The sequence below is a fragment of the Siminovitchia acidinfaciens genome (genome assembly GCF_003605385.1).
Taxonomy (GTDB): domain Bacteria; phylum Bacillota; class Bacilli; order Bacillales; family Bacillaceae_C; genus Siminovitchia; species Siminovitchia acidinfaciens.
Map to the genome: position 1 here is coordinate 52780 of NZ_QYTV02000005.1, position 19707 is coordinate 72486.

Annotated in this window: 20 protein-coding genes; 1 reads left to right on the forward strand and 19 read right to left on the reverse strand. The window is 41.7% G+C overall.

What is annotated here, in order from left to right; all coding sequences use genetic code 11:
• Positions 1-9: 9 nt before the first annotated feature.
• The 16 genes from folE to prsW all read right to left on the reverse strand — a co-directional run bounded on the left by folE (position 10) and on the right by prsW (position 15551).
• On the reverse strand, positions 10-576 hold the full coding sequence (gene folE / locus D4T97_RS12330) for a GTP cyclohydrolase I FolE (protein ID WP_126051054.1): 567 nt from the start codon (positions 574-576) through the stop codon (positions 10-12).
• Between the two features lie 383 nt (positions 577-959).
• Complete coding sequence (locus D4T97_RS12335) at positions 960-1232, reverse strand: HU family DNA-binding protein (RefSeq protein ID WP_018707157.1); 273 nt, start codon at positions 1230-1232, stop codon at positions 960-962.
• Between the two features lie 300 nt (positions 1233-1532).
• Positions 1533-3011 (reverse strand): stage IV sporulation protein A, encoded by a 1479-nt coding sequence (gene spoIVA, locus D4T97_RS12340; RefSeq protein ID WP_126051055.1) that lies wholly within the window; start codon positions 3009-3011, stop codon positions 1533-1535.
• A gap of 154 nt (positions 3012-3165) precedes the next feature.
• Entirely contained in the window at positions 3166-3873 is a 708-nt protein-coding gene (locus D4T97_RS12345) for a hypothetical protein (RefSeq protein WP_126051056.1), read from the reverse strand.
• Positions 3874-3915: 42 nt separating this feature from the next.
• Positions 3916-4116: a DUF2768 domain-containing protein gene (locus tag D4T97_RS12350; RefSeq protein WP_126051057.1), complete on the reverse strand. Its 201-nt coding sequence runs from the start codon at positions 4114-4116 to the stop codon at positions 3916-3918.
• Between the two features lie 711 nt (positions 4117-4827).
• Positions 4828-5901: an NAD(P)H-dependent glycerol-3-phosphate dehydrogenase gene (locus tag D4T97_RS12355; RefSeq protein WP_126051058.1), complete on the reverse strand. Its 1074-nt coding sequence runs from the start codon at positions 5899-5901 to the stop codon at positions 4828-4830.
• 1 nt (position 5902) lies between these two features.
• The gene (gene der / locus D4T97_RS12360; protein ID WP_126051306.1) at positions 5903-7213 is read right to left on the reverse strand and encodes a ribosome biogenesis GTPase Der; all 1311 of its coding nucleotides are present in this window, start codon (positions 7211-7213) and stop codon (positions 5903-5905) included.
• Between the two features lie 134 nt (positions 7214-7347).
• Entirely contained in the window at positions 7348-7962 is a 615-nt protein-coding gene (locus D4T97_RS12365) for a YphA family membrane protein (RefSeq protein WP_126051059.1), read from the reverse strand.
• A 341-nt stretch (positions 7963-8303) separates the two neighbouring features.
• The gene (gene rpsA / locus D4T97_RS12370) at positions 8304-9440 is read right to left on the reverse strand and encodes a 30S ribosomal protein S1 (RefSeq protein ID WP_126051060.1); all 1137 of its coding nucleotides are present in this window, start codon (positions 9438-9440) and stop codon (positions 8304-8306) included.
• A 150-nt stretch (positions 9441-9590) separates the two neighbouring features.
• Positions 9591-10175 carry a lysophospholipid acyltransferase family protein gene (locus D4T97_RS12375; RefSeq protein WP_126051061.1) on the reverse strand — a complete coding sequence of 195 codons (585 nt, stop codon included), beginning with the start codon at positions 10173-10175 and terminating at the stop codon, positions 9591-9593.
• Complete coding sequence (gene cmk, locus D4T97_RS12380) at positions 10175-10852, reverse strand: (d)CMP kinase (RefSeq protein ID WP_126051062.1); 678 nt, start codon at positions 10850-10852, stop codon at positions 10175-10177. The genes D4T97_RS12375 and cmk overlap by 1 nt, the downstream gene beginning before the upstream one ends.
• A gap of 360 nt (positions 10853-11212) precedes the next feature.
• Positions 11213-11386, reverse strand: a complete 174-nt coding sequence (locus D4T97_RS20535) for a DUF5359 family protein (RefSeq protein ID WP_164525565.1) — start codon at positions 11384-11386, stop codon at positions 11213-11215.
• 469 nt (positions 11387-11855) lie between these two features.
• A complete protein-coding gene (locus tag D4T97_RS12385; RefSeq protein WP_164525566.1) occupies positions 11856-12509 on the reverse strand; it encodes a flagellar brake protein in 654 nt (217 codons plus the stop codon).
• A 93-nt stretch (positions 12510-12602) separates the two neighbouring features.
• Positions 12603-13955 (reverse strand): germination protein YpeB, encoded by a 1353-nt coding sequence (gene ypeB, locus D4T97_RS12390; protein ID WP_126051064.1) that lies wholly within the window; start codon positions 13953-13955, stop codon positions 12603-12605.
• Between the two features lie 15 nt (positions 13956-13970).
• Complete coding sequence (gene sleB, locus D4T97_RS12395; RefSeq protein ID WP_126051307.1) at positions 13971-14762, reverse strand: spore cortex-lytic enzyme; 792 nt, start codon at positions 14760-14762, stop codon at positions 13971-13973.
• Positions 14763-14861: 99 nt separating this feature from the next.
• The gene (prsW, locus tag D4T97_RS12400; RefSeq protein WP_126051065.1) at positions 14862-15551 is read right to left on the reverse strand and encodes a glutamic-type intramembrane protease PrsW; all 690 of its coding nucleotides are present in this window, start codon (positions 15549-15551) and stop codon (positions 14862-14864) included.
• Between the two features lie 95 nt (positions 15552-15646).
• On the opposite strand from prsW, the gene D4T97_RS12405 reads away from it, so the two are divergent.
• Positions 15647-16618 carry an asparaginase gene (locus D4T97_RS12405; RefSeq protein WP_126051066.1) on the forward strand — a complete coding sequence of 324 codons (972 nt, stop codon included), beginning with the start codon at positions 15647-15649 and terminating at the stop codon, positions 16616-16618.
• Positions 16619-16957: 339 nt separating this feature from the next.
• On the opposite strand, the gene D4T97_RS12410 is transcribed toward D4T97_RS12405, so the two are convergent.
• The 3 genes from D4T97_RS12410 to D4T97_RS12420 all read right to left on the reverse strand — a co-directional run bounded on the left by D4T97_RS12410 (position 16958) and on the right by D4T97_RS12420 (position 19478).
• A complete protein-coding gene (locus D4T97_RS12410; RefSeq protein ID WP_126051067.1) occupies positions 16958-17950 on the reverse strand; it encodes a YpdA family putative bacillithiol disulfide reductase in 993 nt (330 codons plus the stop codon).
• A 173-nt stretch (positions 17951-18123) separates the two neighbouring features.
• A complete protein-coding gene (locus D4T97_RS12415; RefSeq protein ID WP_126051068.1) occupies positions 18124-18693 on the reverse strand; it encodes an adaptor protein MecA in 570 nt (189 codons plus the stop codon).
• 74 nt (positions 18694-18767) lie between these two features.
• On the reverse strand, positions 18768-19478 hold the full coding sequence (locus tag D4T97_RS12420; RefSeq protein WP_126051308.1) for a metallophosphoesterase: 711 nt from the start codon (positions 19476-19478) through the stop codon (positions 18768-18770).
• Positions 19479-19707 lie beyond the last annotated feature (229 nt).

The following is a 19707-nucleotide window of genomic DNA, read 5'->3' on the forward strand; positions in this document are numbered from 1 at the left end:
TCAAGGTAATTATTGCTTAATCAAAGATAATACTTCATTTCGTGACTGTCTATCCTTTAGGAAAATACCTCTAACAGCTGATGTAACTGTTTTGGAACCTGGCTTTTTTACACCGCGCATTGTCATACACATATGCTCTGCCTCGATGATTACCATGACCCCATGGGGCTCAAGCTTTTTCATTATGGCATCGGCTACTGTTGATGTAATCCGTTCCTGCAACTGTGGACGGCGTGCCACAGTTTCTACCGCACGAGCTAATTTGCTAAGTCCGGTAACCCGTCCATTCCTCGGTATATAGGCAACATGAGCCTTGCCAAAAAAGGGTACCAAATGATGTTCACAAAGTGAGTAAAATGGTATATCCTTCACTAGGACTAATTCCTCGTGGTCTTCTCCGAATATGGTTTCAAAATACTGTTCGGGGTCCTTGCCTATTCCTGCAAAGATCTCTTCATACATCTTTGCAACCCGTTTTGGGGTATCAAGCAAACCCTCCCTATCTGGATCTTCACCAATGGCTTCCAATATCATTCGAACCGCTTCTTCAATTTGCTTGCGATCAAAATTACCCATGTATAAGCCTCCCGTTATCGTAAAACACTAATAGAGCAATATTAACATACATAACGGATTAAAGAAAAGGAGAAGGCGCCTAGCCTTAGGCAACAACCAAAAGATGAATTTCAAAGTGCAGCTTTTAAGAACTACAGTAATGCTGCTGATCTCAAACACTTCATGAGTGACCTCTACTTTAGGTAAATTCCCGACGAGGAAACATATGCTTTCTTCAAGTTAGCTGTAGCACCGTCAGTTAGGATCTCCTGTCCGTTGGCTCCGGACATATTATGTCATCATTCGAATGATAGTTTCTTCTAATTTTTATACTCTCATTAACATAAATAAAAAGGAATCGCCATTTGGCAATTCCTTTTCATACACTCAAACCATGTATGTAATTATTTCACAGCATCTTTAAGAGCTTTACCTGGTTTGAATGCAGGCACTTTGCTTGCTGCGATATCAATCTCTTCACCTGTTTGAGGGTTACGGCCTTTGCGGGCAGCACGCTCACGAACTTCAAAGTTACCAAAACCGATCAAGGAAACTTTATCGCCATTTGACAATGTGTCCTGAATGGATTGGAATACAGCTTCTACAGCTTTTGTTGCATCTTTTTTAGATAGCTCTGCCGCTTCAGCTACAGAATTGATCAAATCAGTTTTGTTCATCCTATTCACCTCCTCCAAATGAAATGTTTTTAATTCACAAGTATTATTACATGTGTAATCAAATTTTTAGATTTCTAAACATTTTTCGTGCTAGAAATCATGAGAAATGCTTTTGAATCAACGTTCAAGGAGCATTTCTGCTTAAAAGATTATCATAATCAAATAATGATAGCAAGAATAAACAGCGTAATAATCGAAAAGACACCGAATTACTTTAATTTCGGCGTCTTTTTCGCATTTTTTCGGCTTCTTCCCAGCCAATATTCTGTTAAAAATGATAGATCATTGAGGCATCCCCATTTATAAAATTATGGCGATCAAGCCTCCAGATCCTTCATTGATGATCCGTTCCAATGTTTCTTTCAATTTGTATCTTGCATTTTCAGGCATCATAGCCAGTTTTGCCTGAATTCCTTCCCGTACCAGGGAACTTAAGCTTCTTCCAAATATATCAGAATTCCAAATCGACAGCGGGTCGTCTTCAAAGTCCTGCATCAGATATCTTACAAGCTCCTCACTTTGTTTCTCGGTACCGATAATAGGGGCAAATTCCGATTCGACATCTACTTTGATCATGTGTATAGAAGGGGCAACGGCTTTCAGCCTGACCCCGAACCGAGCTCCCTGCCTGATGATTTCCGGTTCATCCAGACTCATATCCTCCAGTGAAGGAGCAGCAATTCCATATCCCGTCTGCTTCACCATGACAAGTGCATCAGATATTTGATCATATTCCCTTTTGGCGTCGGAAAACTCCTGCATCATCTCAAGCAAGTGGTCTTTTCCTTTCACCTCTGTTCCAACAATTTCTGTTAATACTTGATCATAAAGTTCATCCGGGGCAAATAAGTCTATCTCTGCAACTCCTTGGCCCATATCCACTCCGGCCAGCCCTGCAGTTTCAATATATTCAAATTCATTGAAGTTTTGGACAACCCGATCGACGTCTCTGAGCCTTTTTATATCTTTGACAGTCTCTTTTACAGCTTCCTGGTAGTCATTGCGGAGCCAATGATTTTCCTTTAATACCATTACCCAGCTCGGTAAGTTTACATTCACTTCAAGTACTGGGAACTCATAAAGAGCCTCTCTCAATACGTTAAGGACATCCTGCTCCCTCATATTCTCCACGGACATGGTTAATACAGGGATATCATACTTATCGGACAGTTGCTCCCGCAATGCTTCAGTTTCAGGATGATGCGGCCTTGACGAGTTCAAAACCATGATAAAGGGCTTCCCTACTTCTTCAAGTTCCGCAATGACTCTTTCCTCCGCCTCGACGTAGTCATGTCGGGGGATTTCTCCGATGGAGCCGTCCGTCGTAATGACAACTCCGAGAACTGAATGCTCCTGAATCACTTTCCGCGTACCTATTTCGGCCGCTTCATGAAAAGATATCGGCTCTTCATACCATGGTGTGTGGATCATCCTCGGGCCATTTTCATCCTCATATCCTTTGGCTCCCGGTACAGTATAACCGACGCAGTCAACCAGGCGAACATTTACTTCAAGCCCGTTATCCACCTGAACAGCCACCGCTTGATTCGGAACAAATTTCGGTTCAGTAGTCATGATTGTTTTTCCAGCTGCACTTTGTGGCAGTTCATCCTGTGCCCGAGCTCTGTCAGCTTCACTTTTAATATTGGGCAAGACAGCAAGTTCCATAAACTTTTTAATGAATGTGGATTTTCCGGTCCGGACGGCTCCCACTACCCCCAAATATATGTCCCCGCCCGTTCTTTCTGCGATATCTTTAAAAATATCCACCTTTTCCAAGAGATTCCCTCCTAACTTTAAGTTCAAGGGACAACATATCCCATGCCCGTATATCTGCAAGTCAATATATTTGTATGATGTTGTCCTAATCCAATATAACTTCAAAAATAAAAATCCTTCTTCCACAGTATATTTTGCAGAAGAAGGATTATGTCTATTTCCCCATATAAACAGGTTCATTGTTTTCATCGACAGTATAAGGCATTGAATAGGCAGGAACGACAGGTGAATCTTTATAAAGTATTTCCCGAATATCATCCCCGGGTGAAAAATCTTCCTTTTCATCTTTCAGAGCTTGATAGAGATCTGTAATATAATCCACATAAACTTCACCTTTTCCGTTGATAACAAAAGATAAATTATTATTTGTATAAGGTGAAATAATGTATTGCTCTTCTTTATATCCCAATTCTTTTTGATCTAGGGAATATACATTATCGGCAATCTTTTCTTTGAACGGAGGATATTCTTTGGCTCGCATCCGCCTGTGGAACTCATTTATCTTCTCGGCCAGCCTTAAATCAAAAACTTTTACTGTCGGATTTGTTTCAACATCGATTAATACATATTGAAAAATCCCACCGCTTTCGTAGGCATTACCTGGCGGCGATTCCATATATTGTGGTGCCAGTCTCTTAAAATCGATAGGATATTTTTGATAAATGGGGGTATCTGCCTCTTTTGTTTTTATCGGGAGCACCCCCCCGTTTGCCTCTTGAAATCTTTCAACCGCCTGCTGAACGCTGGCGATTTGTTCCTCATAAGGTATGTTGTTTTCAACCTTCCGATCCTGCGGATATAAGCAACCGCCCAAAAGCATTGCGGCAGCCATAAAATATAACCCTGCCAGCCACCTTCTCATTAAGTGATTCACTCCTTATCTGTCAAATATGGCAGCAGTAAATTACCCCGTCGGTCCTGTCAAAACGACAAAGAGCATGAGGAGTCCGCCAACAATCATCAATGCCCAGGCAGCCAGGGCAGTAATGACTTTCAGAAAACCTTTGTTCAATTTGAAACGACTTATGTAAATAGTCAGCATTGCAAGTGCTAACAGCCCCATTGCAACAATGGAAATCCACATTTTCTGCATTGATACAGACATTTTCTTCCCTCCATCAACGTAAACATCGAAATAATTATAGCATATTCATGCTGATAGCTAGTCATAAAAAAATGAAGCAATAATATTGCTTCAAAAAAAGACGGAGACAATCAATACCCTGTCCCCCCGGTTATGCGAATGTTCTCTCTAACAACATATGTTTTTTTACAATTAACGCATCATCATATGCCTAATTGAATGTTTCAAAATTTAAATTTCGTTAATATTGACTAACTGACTTTTCACTTGATTCGACGTGTGCCCTAGCGCCTATCGACTGAGGCAGACTTCGCAGCTAATGTACTTCAACAGTGTTACCTATTCGCAAAGCAGCACGAGGCTTTGCTAAGGAGCAAACTTATGATGCTCAGAAGTAAACTGGGTGGATCCGCCAGACAGGATGTACTAGTGCAGGCGATGCGACAGGTTGTCACTGCCCGAGCCTGCCGAGTACTATCGACAAGACCTTCGCCAATGCTTGTAGTCAAAAAGCAGGGACTCTCACGCTTCCTGATCCTTTTTTCATCAGAGTCATTCCAGTCTAACTGCAGCCGGCAGGGGTTCGACGGTACGCCCTAGTGCCGCCGACGCCATAGGACAAATAATGGCAGCTTTATATAGCACAAAGGAAAAGCGTCAGCTTTTTAGGTTGTGGCCATTTAAAGCAGTCATCACTTGTCTCCCCAAAGCTGGCGGCTTCCGCTTTTGGCTTTATTTTTGTTCCATTTGTTCACTCAAAATGTCGACCAAGTCTTCCATCTCATTCTTCTTCAACCGCTGCATCAATTGATCGACTGCGGCTTTCGCCTCAACGCTGTTAAATAATACATTATACAATGCTTCGGTAATCGGCAAATTTGTATCGTATTTCTTTGCTAGTTGGTGGGCAGCTTTTGCTGTTCGCACTCCTTCAACAACCATCCCCATACTTTCCAATACCTCATCGAGGTTATGACCTTTACCAAGCATATTGCCGGCCTTCCAATTTCGGGAATGAACACTCGTGCATGTAACAATAAGATCACCGATTCCAGCAAGACCGGAAAACGTCAATGGGTTCGCTCCCATTTTCGTGCCGAGCCTTGAGATTTCCGCTAATCCCCTTGTTATTAGTGCCGCTTTTGCATTGTCTCCATAGCCAAGTCCGTCCGAAATCCCCGCTGCAAGGGCGATAATATTTTTTAACGCTCCACCAATTTCCACTCCAAGCAGATCGGGATTAGTGTAAACTCGAAAATGCTGATTCATGAACAGATCCTGAACTTTTTCAGCTTCCTCCATATTTTTCGAAGAAACAGTTACAGTTGTTGGATGACGCAGACTCACTTCTTCAGCATGGCTTGGACCTGAAAGAACTACTACTGCTTTCAATAGCTCTGCGGGCACCTCTTCTTCAATCATTTCTGAAATTCTTTTTAGCGAATCCGGCTCAATCCCTTTACTTACATGGACAAACGTTGTGGGATTGTTTATAATGCCGGAGATTTTTTTCATAGTCTCCCTGATCGCCTTGGTTGGAACAGCAATGATTTCCGTGTCCGTTCCTTCGAGTGCCTCTTTTAGTGATGTAAAGGCGCTAATATTTTCCGGAAGAGAGATCCCAGGCAAATATTTATGGTTTGTCCTGCGCTCATTTATTTCATTTTTTTGTTCTTCGGTACGCATCCACAAATTGACTTGATGCCCGTTATCCGCCAAAACTAAAGCTAATGCTGTTCCCCAGCTTCCTGCACCAATGACGGCAATTTTCTCTTTATGTTCTGCCACATTTTTCACCCGTTTCATATTATTTTCTCTTACGTGCAATGATTTTTAATGGGGTACCTTCAAAGGTGAAAGCCTGCCTGATGGTATTTTGCAGAAATCTTTCATATGAAAAATGCATGAGTTCGGGCTCATTGACGAAGACCACGAATGCAGGAGGCTTCACTGCCACCTGGGTTGCATAATAAACTTTCAGCTTCCGGCCTTTGTCAGATGGAGCAGGATTCATAGAAACGGCATCCAGAATCACTTCATTGAGTATGCTGGATTGGACCCGCATCGAATGGTTTTCACTGACCGTTTGGATGGCCGGGAGCAATGTCCCTAAACGTTGTCGTGTTTTTGCAGACAAGAAAACAATCGGAGCATAATCGAGAAATTGAAACTGGTCCCGAATGTCCTGTTCGAACTTTTTCATTGTCTTGTCATCTTTCTCCACTGCGTCCCACTTGTTGACGACCACGATGATGGCTCTTCCTGCATCGTGTGCATATCCAGCAATTCTCTTGTCCTGTTCCCGGATACCTTCCTCCCCATCAAGAACGACCAGGACTACGTCCGAACGCTCTATAGCCTTAAGTGCTCTTAGCACACTGTATTTTTCCGTCTTCTCGTAAACTTTCCCTTTTTTCCTCATCCCCGCTGTATCGATGATGACATAATCCTGGCCATTATATCGATAAGCCGAATCGATAGCATCCCGGGTCGTCCCTGCAACGGAACTGACAATGACCCTATCTTCCCCAAGCAGGGCATTAACTAATGACGATTTCCCTACGTTGGGTCTTCCAATCAGGCAAAATTTCACTACGTCGTCCTCATACAGCTCCCCTTTGTTTTCAGGAAACTGCCTGACAGCTTCATCGAGCATATCCCCTAGGCCCAAACCATGTGAGCCGGAAATAGGAAACGGATCACCAAAGCCGAGCGAATAAAATTCATAAATATCCGCTCTCATCTCTGGATTGTCCACTTTATTTACGGCTAAAACAACAGGTTTTTTTGACCGGAATAAAATTTTTGCCACTTCCTCATCAGCGGATGTTACGCCTTCACGGCCGTTTACAATAAAGATGATGACATCCGCTTCCTCAATGGCAATCTCCGCCTGTTGACGGATCTCATCCAAGAAAGGGGCGTCACCAATATCGATCCCGCCTGTATCTATTACATGAAACTGATTTGTCAGCCATTCTCCTGTTCCGTATATACGGTCTCTTGTCACACCTGGTTCATCTTCCACTATAGAAACTCTTTCTCCGACAATCCTATTGAAAATAGTTGATTTTCCTACGTTCGGTCTGCCGACAATCGCAACAGTCGGTAATGCCATTTTCATCACTCACTTCAATCTATAATAATTGCTGATTTTAATCTGTATTAAAGGTAATGGATGCTGCCAATATAACCCTTTTTTATCGTAACACAGGGGAATTGCATCCGCCACTACGAATAAAAAAGTCAATATTAATGAACAACTTGCTTTTTTTCTTTTAATTTTCCCTCGAGAGCCTTTTTTAACGCAAAAAATAGTCTTTCGGCTGCATGGGTAAGGCAAATCGCTGAAACCGTCAAGGCGAAGACATCCAGATAATCAGCGGAACCTATCGTATAGGGCATTTTCCATTTTGACAAGAAAATTGATAAGAACACTTCCCCTTGCAGTGATCCTATTACTACAGCCGAATAGCGATACAAAAGTGAAGATGGATACAAAGCCCAGCTAATAATGAAAAGCCCGCCTGACAACAGTATTTTGCGATCAAGTATGACCCAAACCGGGTCATACAGCTCAAGGAGAAAAAAACCAGCATATCCAAGCATTATGATCATAACAGAAAAAAACAAATAAATCTTTTTAAAAAACGACCCTCGATAAATAGATAAATAAGCCGAAAATATTAGAAGGAAAGATGAAGCGCTCACATTAAGAGAATAAAAGGTGAACGATATTGGCTGCAGAATGATTAATAATAAAGACAATAAAGCGGCATAGATACGAATAGGATCCCGTTTATCAAGGATAAATGTCGCTATTATCCAAATTCCCCAGGCCACAAATAAAAATAACAAACCCGGCATGATTCATCACCCCATTTCCCCATTATGGGAAAGAAAATGAAGGTTTAATCATAAGAGCTTGTTAAACTATGCTATCGATATCAACTCCGGTAGAACACTTTCCGTTTCAATCATCTCGTTATTAGGTTCTGAATATTATTCATGTATGTATTTTCAGACCGATAAATAATGCACCTATATCCTTTTGCTTGCTTTTCCACAAAAGCATATTAATTATGAACATTCGTCCCCACCCTGCGTCGGTGGCGCTTGACGGTTTAGTCACTTCGAAAATCCCAAAAGTCATGCATTGTTTGCAATAAGAAAACAACCTTCCGTCAGAAACGGAAGGCCGCGGCATTTTACTCTTTATTAAAATCTTTTAGCTTGTCGCCAATCATATCGCTCAACTGGAAACCTTTTGTTTCTTCAGGAGCTTCGTATTCCTGCTGGATATTATCTTCTTCAAGCTCTTTCATGCTTAAAGACATACGTTGTTCCTGCTCATTCGTATCAAGCACTTTCACCTTGACAATCTGGCCTTCCTGAAGGACCTCGTGAGGAGTGCCGATATGTCTATGAGAGATTTGCGATATATGAACAAGCCCTTCTACTCCAGGGAAGACTTCAACAAAAGCACCGAATGAAACAAGTCTTTTTACAGTCCCTTCAAGAACTGTACCTCTGGGAGCTTTTTCTGCAATATTTGTCCATGGTCCGGGAAGAGTTTCTTTGATGGATAAGGAAATTCTTTCATTATCTTTGTCGACAGAAAGAACTTTCACTTCCACCTGATCACCTTCACTTACTACATCAGAAGGCTTTTCGACATGGTGGTGGGCAAGCTGGGAAATGTGCACCAATCCATCGACTCCCCCGATGTCAACGAAAGCACCGAAATCGGTTAGTCTTTGAACAGTACCCTTCATTGTTTGTCCCACTTCTAATTTCGCAAGCAGGTCTTTTTTCTCCTGCTCCTTCTCTTCCTCAACTACTGCACGATGTGAGAGAATCAGACGATTTTTCTCTTTGTCGAGCTCAACAATTTTAAAAGAAAGTGTCTTACCCTGATAGCCGCTGAAATCCTCAACATAGTAGTCCTCTACCAATGACGCAGGGACGAATCCACGCACACCCAAGTCAACCACGAGGCCGCCCTTGACCACTTCGTTTACTTCTGCATCAAATACTTCATTATTTTCGAAGCGCTTTTCTAATGTCTCCCAAGCGTTTTCAGCATCGACCTTGCGTTTAGAAAGAACGAGAAGATCTTCTTCCACTTTTGTAACAATCAAATCAAGAACATCCCCTTCGGAAACTACATCAGATGCTTTTTCCACATGGAGACTTGAAAGTTCACTAATTGGGATTATTCCATGCAGCTTGCTATTTTCAATATCAACAAGCACTTGCTTTTCTTCAATTTTAGTAACAGTTCCCTTTACCTTGTCACCTTCGGTGAATGTTTCCACTTCAATATTATTCATATCCTCTGACACTATTTACTCCTCCTATCCGACTAATAAAATCGTGCAAGAATTCATTTCACTCCTGCTCATATGGAAGGAAATGAAAAAACCCTCACATTTTTGTAAATTCATCTTGATATTAACTTCTTATAAATAAGGTTCTTTGTCAAGCAATACATGTCAATCCTGGTTGGCTTCAATTAATTTTTTTATTTCATCCATTATGATATCGGTAGCTTCTTCCACTGAGATTTTTTCCTTTTTAAGTGGAGCAAAATCAATCGGTTTGCCGTAAACAACTTTCAATTTCCCAAAAAGCTTGTAAGGCCCAATAATTGCACACGGGATGATGCTCGCTTCGGACCGTAATGCAAAAAATCCCGCTCCGGCTAATCCCTTGCCGATCTTGCCTGTCTTACTGCGAGTACCTTCCGGAAACAGTCCCAGAACTTCCCCTTTTTTCAACAAAGCCAACCCGGCCCTTAAAGCTCCCCTGTCGCTCATCCCCCTCTTAACAGGAAAAGCTTTGACATTCGGCAAAATTTGCTTAAGGATTGGAGCACGGAATAATTCTTCTTTTGCCATAAAAGAAACGGGGCGTTTACAAGTGATCCCGACCACAGGAGGGTCAAGGTTGGAAATGTGATTCGTACATAAAAGGACCCCTCCCGATTTCGGAAAGTTTTCTCTACCTATTACTTCGATTCTATATAATGGCCTTAAAATGCCTTTCACGACTGCCCTTGCAAAATAATAAAATTCCACTACTGTTCGATCCTTTCCCTTGCCAACGCGACAACACGTGCAACCACATCTTCTATGGAGAGTGAGGATGTATCTATCTCAATTGCGTCATCCGCTTTCTTAAGGGGAGATATTTCACGCTCCGTATCATTTTTATCCCTCAGCATAATCTCTTCTCTCAGCTTGGCAAAGTCTGAAGGATATCCTTTTTCCAAGTTTTCCTTGTGACGGCGCTCGGCACGGATATCGACACTCGCTAACATGAAAATTTTCAGTTCGGAATCCGGCAGCACTTTTGTACCTATATCCCTGCCATCCATTACTACTCCGCCCTTTTCACCCAATTTTTGCTGCCTGTAAACTAATTCTTCACGAATCAATCCATGCGCTGCAACAATTGAGACGGAATTGGTCACTTCAGTATCACGAATCTCCTTTGAGACATCTTTTCCATCAAGGAAGACTGCTTGCCCTCCATTTTTTTGCTTTAATTCAATATCAGTCTCTTTGAGCAGACGTATCAACTCATCTTGATCATGAATATCCGCCTTCTTCATCAATGCCTTATAGGTGACAGCCCTGTACATGGCGCCAGTGTCAATATATATGTATGATAATTTTTCAGCGACTATTTTTGCCACAGTACTCTTCCCGGATGCTGCCGGGCCATCAATGGCTATGCTTATTTTCTTTGTCAAACTATTCACCTGCTTGTCTGTTTATATACCTGCACTTATTTTACCATAATTGGAAACAGACTATGGCATTGATTGCTCAAAAAAAGCGCATACCCCTCTTACGGGCAAACAAGACGATTTCCAATGAGGGATTCTTCGGCCATGTGGAATCTACTAACTTCAAAACATCAATCTGAATGAAACATGCAGTTCCCAAACTTTACGTAGGCTCGAGAGCTCAAAAATGCTTAGGTGCAGGCCCCTCATCCTTCGGTTCCACCGGCTCAGGACGCCACATTGAGCCGGTTCTCCTGTACTCTCACCTCTTTTACGGACAGATACCTACTAAAAAAAACAAAAATGAAGACAGGTAACATGCCTTCATTGATGTTCAAACACATCCAGCTTTTTTTCATCGATATCTGCGCCCACACCTTCATATAAATAAATTTTATTCAAACTTTTAATAAGGGGTGTAGGTGATAAAAACCCTTGAACAACTATAAGTGTAAGCAAATGGAAAAAAATGAGTTTATAAAGGATTCTCTCAAACATACTCGATCCCTCACTTTTTCTACCGTCTAGCTACAGCGCCTATCGACTAGCAGACTTCGCGCCTCTTCTTACGATAAGTTAACATCGGCTTGCCTTTGGCTTCGCCGTGTTTCCTTTATCTCGTTGAAGGCACTATTGTCTAGCTGCAACGCCTAGCCCCTCGAGGTCACAAGCCTGCAAAGAAGCAAATTCGGGAAGAAGGTGCTCCTGCGCCAAAGCTTATTCGAGGAAGTAACTGTTCAGCTCGTCGCAAAGCTGTACGAGGCAGACTCGGGGAAGCTTCACATGGTGGCATTAAAGTAAGCCGCTTCCCTGTGGTGGCTGAACTACTGCCTCCTCGGGAATCGTCTTGTGCTTGTCGGGGCTGACCAAGGCGTTTCCGCATTTCAGGTCAGTCTGTACGTCGATAAACAGGCGCCTACGCTTTTGTTCTCAGTATGTGAAAAACCAAAGCGGGATATACCGAATTTTAAATATATAAACCTTTCTTTCTATCGGAAAGCTGCCTTTCAAAACAAAAACGAGTAAGAAGCTGTTGTTCGCTTGGTGTAGGTTCAATGTATTTAAGCGACATTAAGTCCAATTTATTCTTTGTGAATATTCGAATTACCTCACAAGTAAAAGTTAACTGAAATTGTTCGCCGGACTCCATCAAGATTGAAAGTTCTATCGTTCCGGATTCAGCAGGCTGTACCTTAACATCCGGCGGGACAATGACGGCACACCCTCCAGCGCTGATATCGCTGGTCACGGATTTAAATTTTTGCCCCGAGTTCGGAAAATCCAAGACCACATTTACACCAGCGATAACCCGGACATGCTCACGCCGTTGAACCCTATTAAAATACTTCTCCTCAGGTAAATAAAGTTCAACCAAAGTAACCGCACTCTTTTGCATACCGAGGACTTTTGACTCAAATAAAAACACATTTGAATCCCCGCTAATAAAGCTAATAATGACTTTGGACCCAGATGGCAAAAACGCAGGTTTATTATCGGTGACGCTGAGAGGATAATAAATGTAAAGCTTATCCTGCTGGATGTCAGCAACTTTACTTTTATATTTTTTCACCATTCCATTACGGTCAGTTTCAATAGTTAGATCCATTCCGATTGTCAGCATATGTATACACTTCCTGTTCATTCCAATGATTATATTATACATGATACGAGAGCGTTTTCCACTAAAAAAAGCAGCCGTTCGGGCCGCTTTTTTTTATAACAAATCTTCATAAACAGGTTCTGCATTTTTCAATTTATCAACCTTTTCCTCAAATCCACTTTCAGCGTTGATATAAATTCGATACGTATCACCATGGTCCATTGTACCCAGTATTTCGTAACAAAGCACCTCATTGCCCAAATCATTGACAATGACGGCCTTTCTGTCTTCCATCACCTTTAAATGAGGGTTTAAGTTTGCTTTAGCTTCTTCCAAAGTGATTTTCGGTTCAGGAAGATTTCTCTTATTACTGCTCTTCAAATAATCATCCGCCGCAAATCCGACGATTTGCCCATTATCTAGTGCAACTTTCACTTTGATTGATTCCGGATAAATTCTGACCCCATTCTGGGTGGTAACATAGGTAAATAGCCCGACGGAATCATATTGCATGCTTTCAGCCATTTCCAACTGTTTATAATCGTGCCGTTTAAGGAACTCATCTGCCTTGTTCATCGCCTCATTTAAGCTGATTTGCTGCTGCTTCACTTCTCTTGAATCGATGAACCAGATCGGATATCCGCCTTTTTTTGTAATATCCATGGTAGCCTCATGTCCTTTGCCATTGACGAGCACGACATTGTAAAAACCGTAGGAGGACCCCTTCCTGCTTTCGGTGACCTCGACTATTTCCGGCTGTTTAATACCGCTGTATTTTTGCGCCAAAGAGATAGCATCTTTCTTTGAGACTTTTTCCCCTTTTAAACGTTCATAATTTTCATCACGTTTTTGAAAGCTTACGATTGACGGATTTTGCAGGTTTTTTTCATCATAACCTGTCGCCTGCTTTTCTACAGTTTTAAAACCGTCAATAATCGTATTATCCGCCGTTTCCTTTCCTGATGCTAACGCAAGGTCAACGTCCATCCACCGCAGATTATTTTTTAATGCTAAATGTTGGACCTTTCTAAGTTCATTCCGAATTTCCCCGCTCTGCTTGTATAAGTTTTTCAATGTCTTTTGTTCTTCTTTTGACAGAGGCTCCTCGTCCAAGTTCCGGATGGCTGTCCTATAGCTGAATGTACCGATATTCGACAAAAACTCCTCCGTTTTATTAAAAGGCAACAGTGTCAAAGGCAGCTGCCCGACTTGACTCCGGGCCTCGGATGTAATCCTCCATACATCAGCTAATGCAGGAGATAAGGATTTGCTAGAGTTCATCGCTATGGTCCCGCCAAGTTTTTCATTCAGTAAATCCATTTGATAGCTAAGATCATGAAATGCCCGCTGGTAATTATTTTCTGCATTGATTAAAATTGTGTTTTTTTCCTGGTGCTCCTGGTAACCCCATGCACCTGCTCCTATTGCTGCGACCGCCAATAATACTACAAGTATGTTTCTGATCAACCTTGTTCACCTCCGTCAACTGCAAAATATATGTTTACCGATTTTTTTGATTTGCGGCCTTGACCAAATCCATGCACTTGTTGCAGTGTCCGGATTGAAATAGTAAAGAGCATTGCTTGAAGGATCCCAGCCATTTATTGCATCCAAAACCGCGCGCTTTGAAGTTTCATTGGGCGTCAGCCATATTTGACCATCAGCCACAGCAGTAAACGCTAACGGTTCAAAGATCACCCCGGATACTGTATTTGGAAAAGATGGACTGTTTACCCGATTTAAAATAACTGCCGCTACTGCCACCTGTCCCTCGTATGGTTCCCCCCTCGCTTCACCGTGCACAGCGTTTGCCATTAATTGAATGTCGTTTTGCGAAAATCCTGCTGGCGTATTAACTGCTGACGGCTTTGAAGTCTTAGCTGTTTTGTTGGCACTCTTTCCAGCACCTCCATAATACGTAAAGTCTTTTCCTTTATTCACTTGCCCTTTTACATATTGCTTATCATATTTGGAGGCCTTAACCAATTTTGCTTTCGTACTTGCGCCGGCTAGACCATCCACCGGAAGCCCGAATTTTTCTTGGAAATTTCTTAACGCCCAATATGTGCCCCAGCCAAAAACCCCATCAATCTTTCCATGGTAATATCCGAGATATTGAAGCCTTGCCTGCAGTTCAATCACATCATCACCGACCGCCCCTTTTTGAATGACCTGATTGGTGAAGGCACCAGTTTCCACTCCAGGAGAGGCTGTTGTTCCGACGGCACAAAATAATATTACGATCAATACTTTGCTTATCGTGCCAAACTTCATACTGCTGAACCCTCCATATTTATTCATTTTTATGCCGATAGTATTTGGATTCAGAGCCTTTTTATTCAAATGAATAAACAAAAAACGCATCTATCTTTTCTAGATAGACGCGTTCTTATTTTGAATTTTTCTGCCATACAATCTCTTTGTAAGAAGATGGGCATGTTTGACTTTCCTCAGACCGAGCCACCAGAGAAACAGCATGAACGGAAGGATGTAATATAACCAATTTTTTTCGGAAAGTAAGATAAAATCGTATAATCCGTGTAAAATAAAAGGGGCAAAAAAAGAATAAAAGATCCAGCGTTTTTGTGATTTATTTGTTTGAAACTTGGCCTTTCCTAAATAATAGCCCATGATTACTCCAAACAAAGCGTGGCTTGATACAGGCAGTAGGGCACGTCCAAGTGCAAAGCTTATTCCATTGGCTGCAAGATATAATATGTTCTCGACTGTTGCAAATCCAAGGGAAATACTGGCCCCATAGACAATTCCATCAAAAGGCTCATCAAACTCAGCATGCTGGTATATGGCTAAGAAAAGTACAAACCATTTAAAGAACTCCTCAAATAACGCTGCTGATAGGAAAGCTGAAAGGAAATTTCCCTGAAATATCTGTTCCGCAGACATGACATATTGGATAAACATGATAGGGAAAGTGATGATCGCACCCATCAAAAATGTTTTGAACACTGTCAATATAGGTTCTTGATCAAATTGATCTCTTAAGTAAAAATAACTTAAAAGAGCTAATCCCGGGGCAACACCAGCTGTAAATACCACCAGCATAAACAGCCCTCTTTCTTTTTCATTTCCTACATCGTATCATGGATAAGAAAGTTTGAACATGCAAATCGGCACTAAATTAAGCTGGAGTTGAGACTATGAAAAACATACTTGTCATCCATACAGGCGGAACCATTTCCATGGAAGCGGATACGGACAATGAAACCGTAGATATTGGTGATACGAATCCAATGACAATGGTAACAAAAGATTTAAATAATCTTGCCCGACTGACTGTAAGAGAGCCATTCCAAAAACCATCCCCCCACATTACGGTCCACGATATGATTGAGCTGAAACTCCTGATAGAGTCAGAATGTCAAAGCAAAAAAGTTGACGGAGTCGTGATTACCCATGGGACAGATACAATGGAGGAAACGGCATTTTTTCTTGATTTGACGTTGGAAACCGATGTACCGGTTGTAATGACAGGTGCCATGCGTTCCAGCAATGAAACGGGCTCAGACGGGTTATATAATTTTATTGCGGCAATTCGCACAGCAGTCAATGAAGAGTCTAAGGGAAAAGGTTTGTTGGTTGTATTCAATGATGAGATACATACTGCTAAAGAAGTGACAAAGATCCATACGACAAACGCTGCAGGATTTCAAAGCATCGTATCCGGACCGGTTGGGATGATAACGAATAAATCAATCACCTTCCATTATGGATGTTTACCGCAAAAGAAAATAAAAGTAAAAGAAATTACAAAGCGTGTTGCATTAGTCAAGGCATATACAGGCATGGATTCATCCATTCTGGAAGCATTAAAGGACTTAAAATATGATGGAGTTGTTATCGAGGCACTTGGACAGGGAAACCTTCCCCCATCCGCTGTTAGGGGAATTGAAACCCTGCTGACCAATCAGATCCCTGTGGTTTTGGTATCAAGATGTTTGAAGGGTATCATACAGGACACATATAATTATCCAGGTGGCGGAAAACAGTTGAAAGAACTTGGAGTCATTTTTTGCAGGGGACTGAGCGGACAGAAAGCCCGATTAAAGCTACTCTCTGCATTAACGCAAACAGATGACATACTAGTATTAAATGATAAATATTTTTCATAAGAAAGCGCAAGCGTGGGCACACAAAACGATTCCCGAAGAGGGCAGTTCTTCAGCCAAGCAGCATACTTGATAGCATCTTGAGAAGCTGCTTTGAAGATGCTCCATGCAGCTTTGCGACAGGCTGCACAAGACTTCCTCGAACAAAACTATATTGCAGAAGCAGTTTTGCTTCCTTGCAAGCTTGTGACCTCGAAGGGCTAGGACTGGAGGCAGACGGGACTAGCGACAACCTGGCGCTTCGCCTGCACCAGCACATCCTGTGCGTCGCTGGACGTAGAAATACTTTTTTTATATAAAACTTTCGACACAAAGTAATTCCTTTTTTAAAAAACATCCCGATCAACCTAGTGGCCGGGATGTTGTATAAATTACTTCTCTCTTTTCTATTGCTGCTGCAATTTGGCTGCCGTGGAAACGCCCATTTTCTATAAAAATCTCATTGGCGTTATTTCCTGCGGCAATTACTCCCGCAATAAATAAGTCGTTAACGTTTGTTTCCATTGTCTCTGGATTGAATTGTGGCCTTCCACTCAAATCGTCCAATTGCACACCCATTGCCTTTATAAACGAATGATCCGGATGATAGCCGGTCATGGCAAAAACAAAATCGTTCGGAATTTCCTCTTTAACCTCTCCTGTTGCATATATGATACTAGTATCTGTTATTTCCTGGACTTCTGCGTTAAACACCATATTAATTTCTCCATCCCTTGCCAATGCTTCGAAATCGGGTAGCACCCAAGGTTTTATACTAGAGGAATATTCTCCACCCCGATAAATTACTGTTACCCTGGCCCCGGCTTTTTGAAGTTCAAGAGCCGCATCTATCGCCGAGTTTTTGCCCCCAATGACAGCTACATCTGTATCAAAATAAGGATGTCCTTCCTTGAAGTAATGGGTGACCTTTTTAAGGCTTTCTCCCTTGACACCCAAAATATTCGGATTGTCATAATATCCTGTAGCGATGATGACATATCGTGCTTTATAAGCTTTCCGATCAGTTATCACGTTGAAAAAGCCATCTTTCTTTTTAACCGATTGGACAGTTTCAAATCGATGTATTCTCAAGTCTTTTCTTCTGACTACTTCCCTGTAATAAGTAAGAGCTTCATTTCGTTTGGGCTTCCGGTTAACCGTCAAAAATGGGACATCGCCTATTTCCAGCTTTTCACTCGTACTAAAAAAAGTTTGGTGAGTCGGATAGCGATATATGGCGTTTACTATATTTCCTTTTTCAATGACGAGGGGGTTTTTGCCTATTTGTTTCAGCGCAATTGCCGCCGATAACCCGCACGGCCCTCCACCGACAATTATACACTCCTCTTGCTGCATCCAAACCGACTCTCCTTTCTGAGCAATACAACACAACACCAGACATTCTGTCCGTAGCAGACGGACAACAAAGTACTTTTAGTCACTTATATCTAAACTACTTTGCCTTTACATTAAAAAATCTCCTTTCTATATGATAGGAGATTTTAATTAACCGTGCAAAAGTTAAGTTTTTAAAAGTGAAAATTGATTAACGGGATTGCGTCTTTCCTGATGATCTCAATTCCATAATCCTCAACATAGGCTTCTGTCACACCAGCCTGCTCGCCGTATTCTCCACAAAGACTCTCTATTGCCTCGCGGTCTCTTGCGTCATCTATTTTTAGATAATAGCTTTCTTCTAAAGAATACAAGGAACTGCACACAAGTTTCTTATTCAATGAATCCAACCTTTTGGCCAATAAAACAATATGCTCAAACTCATCAAATTTAAATAACAGAGCCTGATTCTTATCTGTATTAAGAGGTTCTTCTGTTACTGTTGATTCTTGAAGGGATTCTTCCTCTTCCATTGTCAAAATCAAAACGAGTTCCCTTGATGTCAAAGAAAAGATCTCGATGGAGACGGCCCCAAAGTCATTGAGTTCGTAAATCCGGCTTGCTTCATCTAACATTTCATCAAATAAAACATCCCAAATGAAAGAGTCCTTAAGCAATTCATCTTGTAAAAAACCCTTCTTTGTCAACTCTTCGAATGTGATGGAATACTTGATTTTATTTGATGATATTCTCTCCAGCTTCATTTGCCCCGCCCCCTGAGGAATACTGTTATCCTCATACTATGAAAGTGTCGGCGGATGGTTCATGGACGATTCAGTTATCTCCTTTTGCAAAGCGTGATCAAGTGCACCTCCGCCGGGGCTCCAAGTCGCAGAGGCAGCAAAGAAGTTCCATATCCGTTGCTTACAAACAGCGTTGTCCAAGGATAGTTTTTAACGCCCCCTTTTTCGTAAGGCCCTATTCCGAATATCCGAATTTGGCCTCCATGTGTATGGCCGCTCATTATCAGGGACAGTTTGTCGGCATGACTCACACCTTTTACAATTGCTGGGTTATGACTTAGGACAATTCGAAACGCCGGAGATTTGATTGAATGAAGGATAGGCCTTAAGGGTTGAATCGTATCTATAAAGTCAGTACCGATCAAAACGATATTCCTATCATAACCTGCCAAATAAACAGAACTGTTTTTCAAAACGGTTACATTAAACTCAAAAAACAAAGATTCCAATTTGTTTAAATCGACCTCATAATCATTGTTCCCCCAAATAAAATAGACAGGCGCCACATCGGCAAGCTTTCTCAAATTGTCCTTGACACGTGAAAACGGGACACCTCTTTCTGTTAAATCACCACCGATGATGACGGCATCCGCTTTTCCTCTCACTTTTTCGATGATACTTTCATGGATACTTCTGCGGTGAATATCTGAAATGAAAAATATGGATAAATCATCTACCCCATCGGGATAATCATCAAAAGCCAATACTACTGTCTGGACTGTATTCTCAAAGGCCGCTCGGACCATAACATAAAAAAGCGCCGCTCCGGCGACAGCGACGAAAAATAATACGCCTGTCATATCATCACCCTGATTTTCATCTTTCTGCCCGATGAAACAATAGGCAGAATATTGTACGGTCCTCATCTTAACATATGCATGCCTCCAAAAAACAGCCTCAATATTTATCACAGAATGATTAAGGGGGGGAATGTTCGAATACCCAGACCAATATATTAATAATGATGACATTTAG

Bases quoted from the DNA above. Each gene is read 5' to 3' on its own strand.
- folE (WP_126051054.1), bottom strand. From the start codon at position 576: ATGGGTAATTTTGATCGCAAGCAAATTGAAGAAGCGGTTCGAATGATA.
- D4T97_RS12335 (WP_018707157.1), bottom strand. From the start codon at position 1,232: ATGAACAAAACTGATTTGATCAATTCTGTAGCTGAAGCGGCAGAGCTA.
- D4T97_RS12345 (WP_126051056.1), bottom strand. From the start codon at position 3,873: ATGAGAAGGTGGCTGGCAGGGTTATATTTTATGGCTGCCGCAATGCTT.
- D4T97_RS12350 (WP_126051057.1), bottom strand. From the start codon at position 4,116: ATGTCTGTATCAATGCAGAAAATGTGGATTTCCATTGTTGCAATGGGG.
- D4T97_RS12355 (WP_126051058.1), bottom strand. From the start codon at position 5,901: ATGAAACGGGTGAAAAATGTGGCAGAACATAAAGAGAAAATTGCCGTC.
- der (WP_126051306.1), bottom strand. From the start codon at position 7,213: ATGGCATTACCGACTGTTGCGATTGTCGGCAGACCGAACGTAGGAAAA.
- D4T97_RS12365 (WP_126051059.1), bottom strand. From the start codon at position 7,962: ATGCCGGGTTTGTTATTTTTATTTGTGGCCTGGGGAATTTGGATAATA.
- D4T97_RS20535 (WP_164525565.1), bottom strand. From the start codon at position 11,386: ATGTTTGAGAGAATCCTTTATAAACTCATTTTTTTCCATTTGCTTACA.
- D4T97_RS12385 (WP_164525566.1), bottom strand. From the start codon at position 12,509: ATGCTGACAATCGGAATGGATCTAACTATTGAAACTGACCGTAATGGA.
- sleB (WP_126051307.1), bottom strand. From the start codon at position 14,762: ATGAAGTTTGGCACGATAAGCAAAGTATTGATCGTAATATTATTTTGT.
- prsW (WP_126051065.1), bottom strand. From the start codon at position 15,551: ATGCTGGTGGTATTTACAGCTGGTGTTGCCCCGGGATTAGCTCTTTTA.
- D4T97_RS12405 (WP_126051066.1), top strand. From the start codon at position 15,647: ATGAAAAACATACTTGTCATCCATACAGGCGGAACCATTTCCATGGAA.
- D4T97_RS12410 (WP_126051067.1), bottom strand. From the start codon at position 17,950: ATGCAGCAAGAGGAGTGTATAATTGTCGGTGGAGGGCCGTGCGGGTTA.
- D4T97_RS12415 (WP_126051068.1), bottom strand. From the start codon at position 18,693: ATGAAGCTGGAGAGAATATCATCAAATAAAATCAAGTATTCCATCACA.
- D4T97_RS12420 (WP_126051308.1), bottom strand. From the start codon at position 19,478: ATGGTCCGAGCGGCCTTTGAGAATACAGTCCAGACAGTAGTATTGGCT.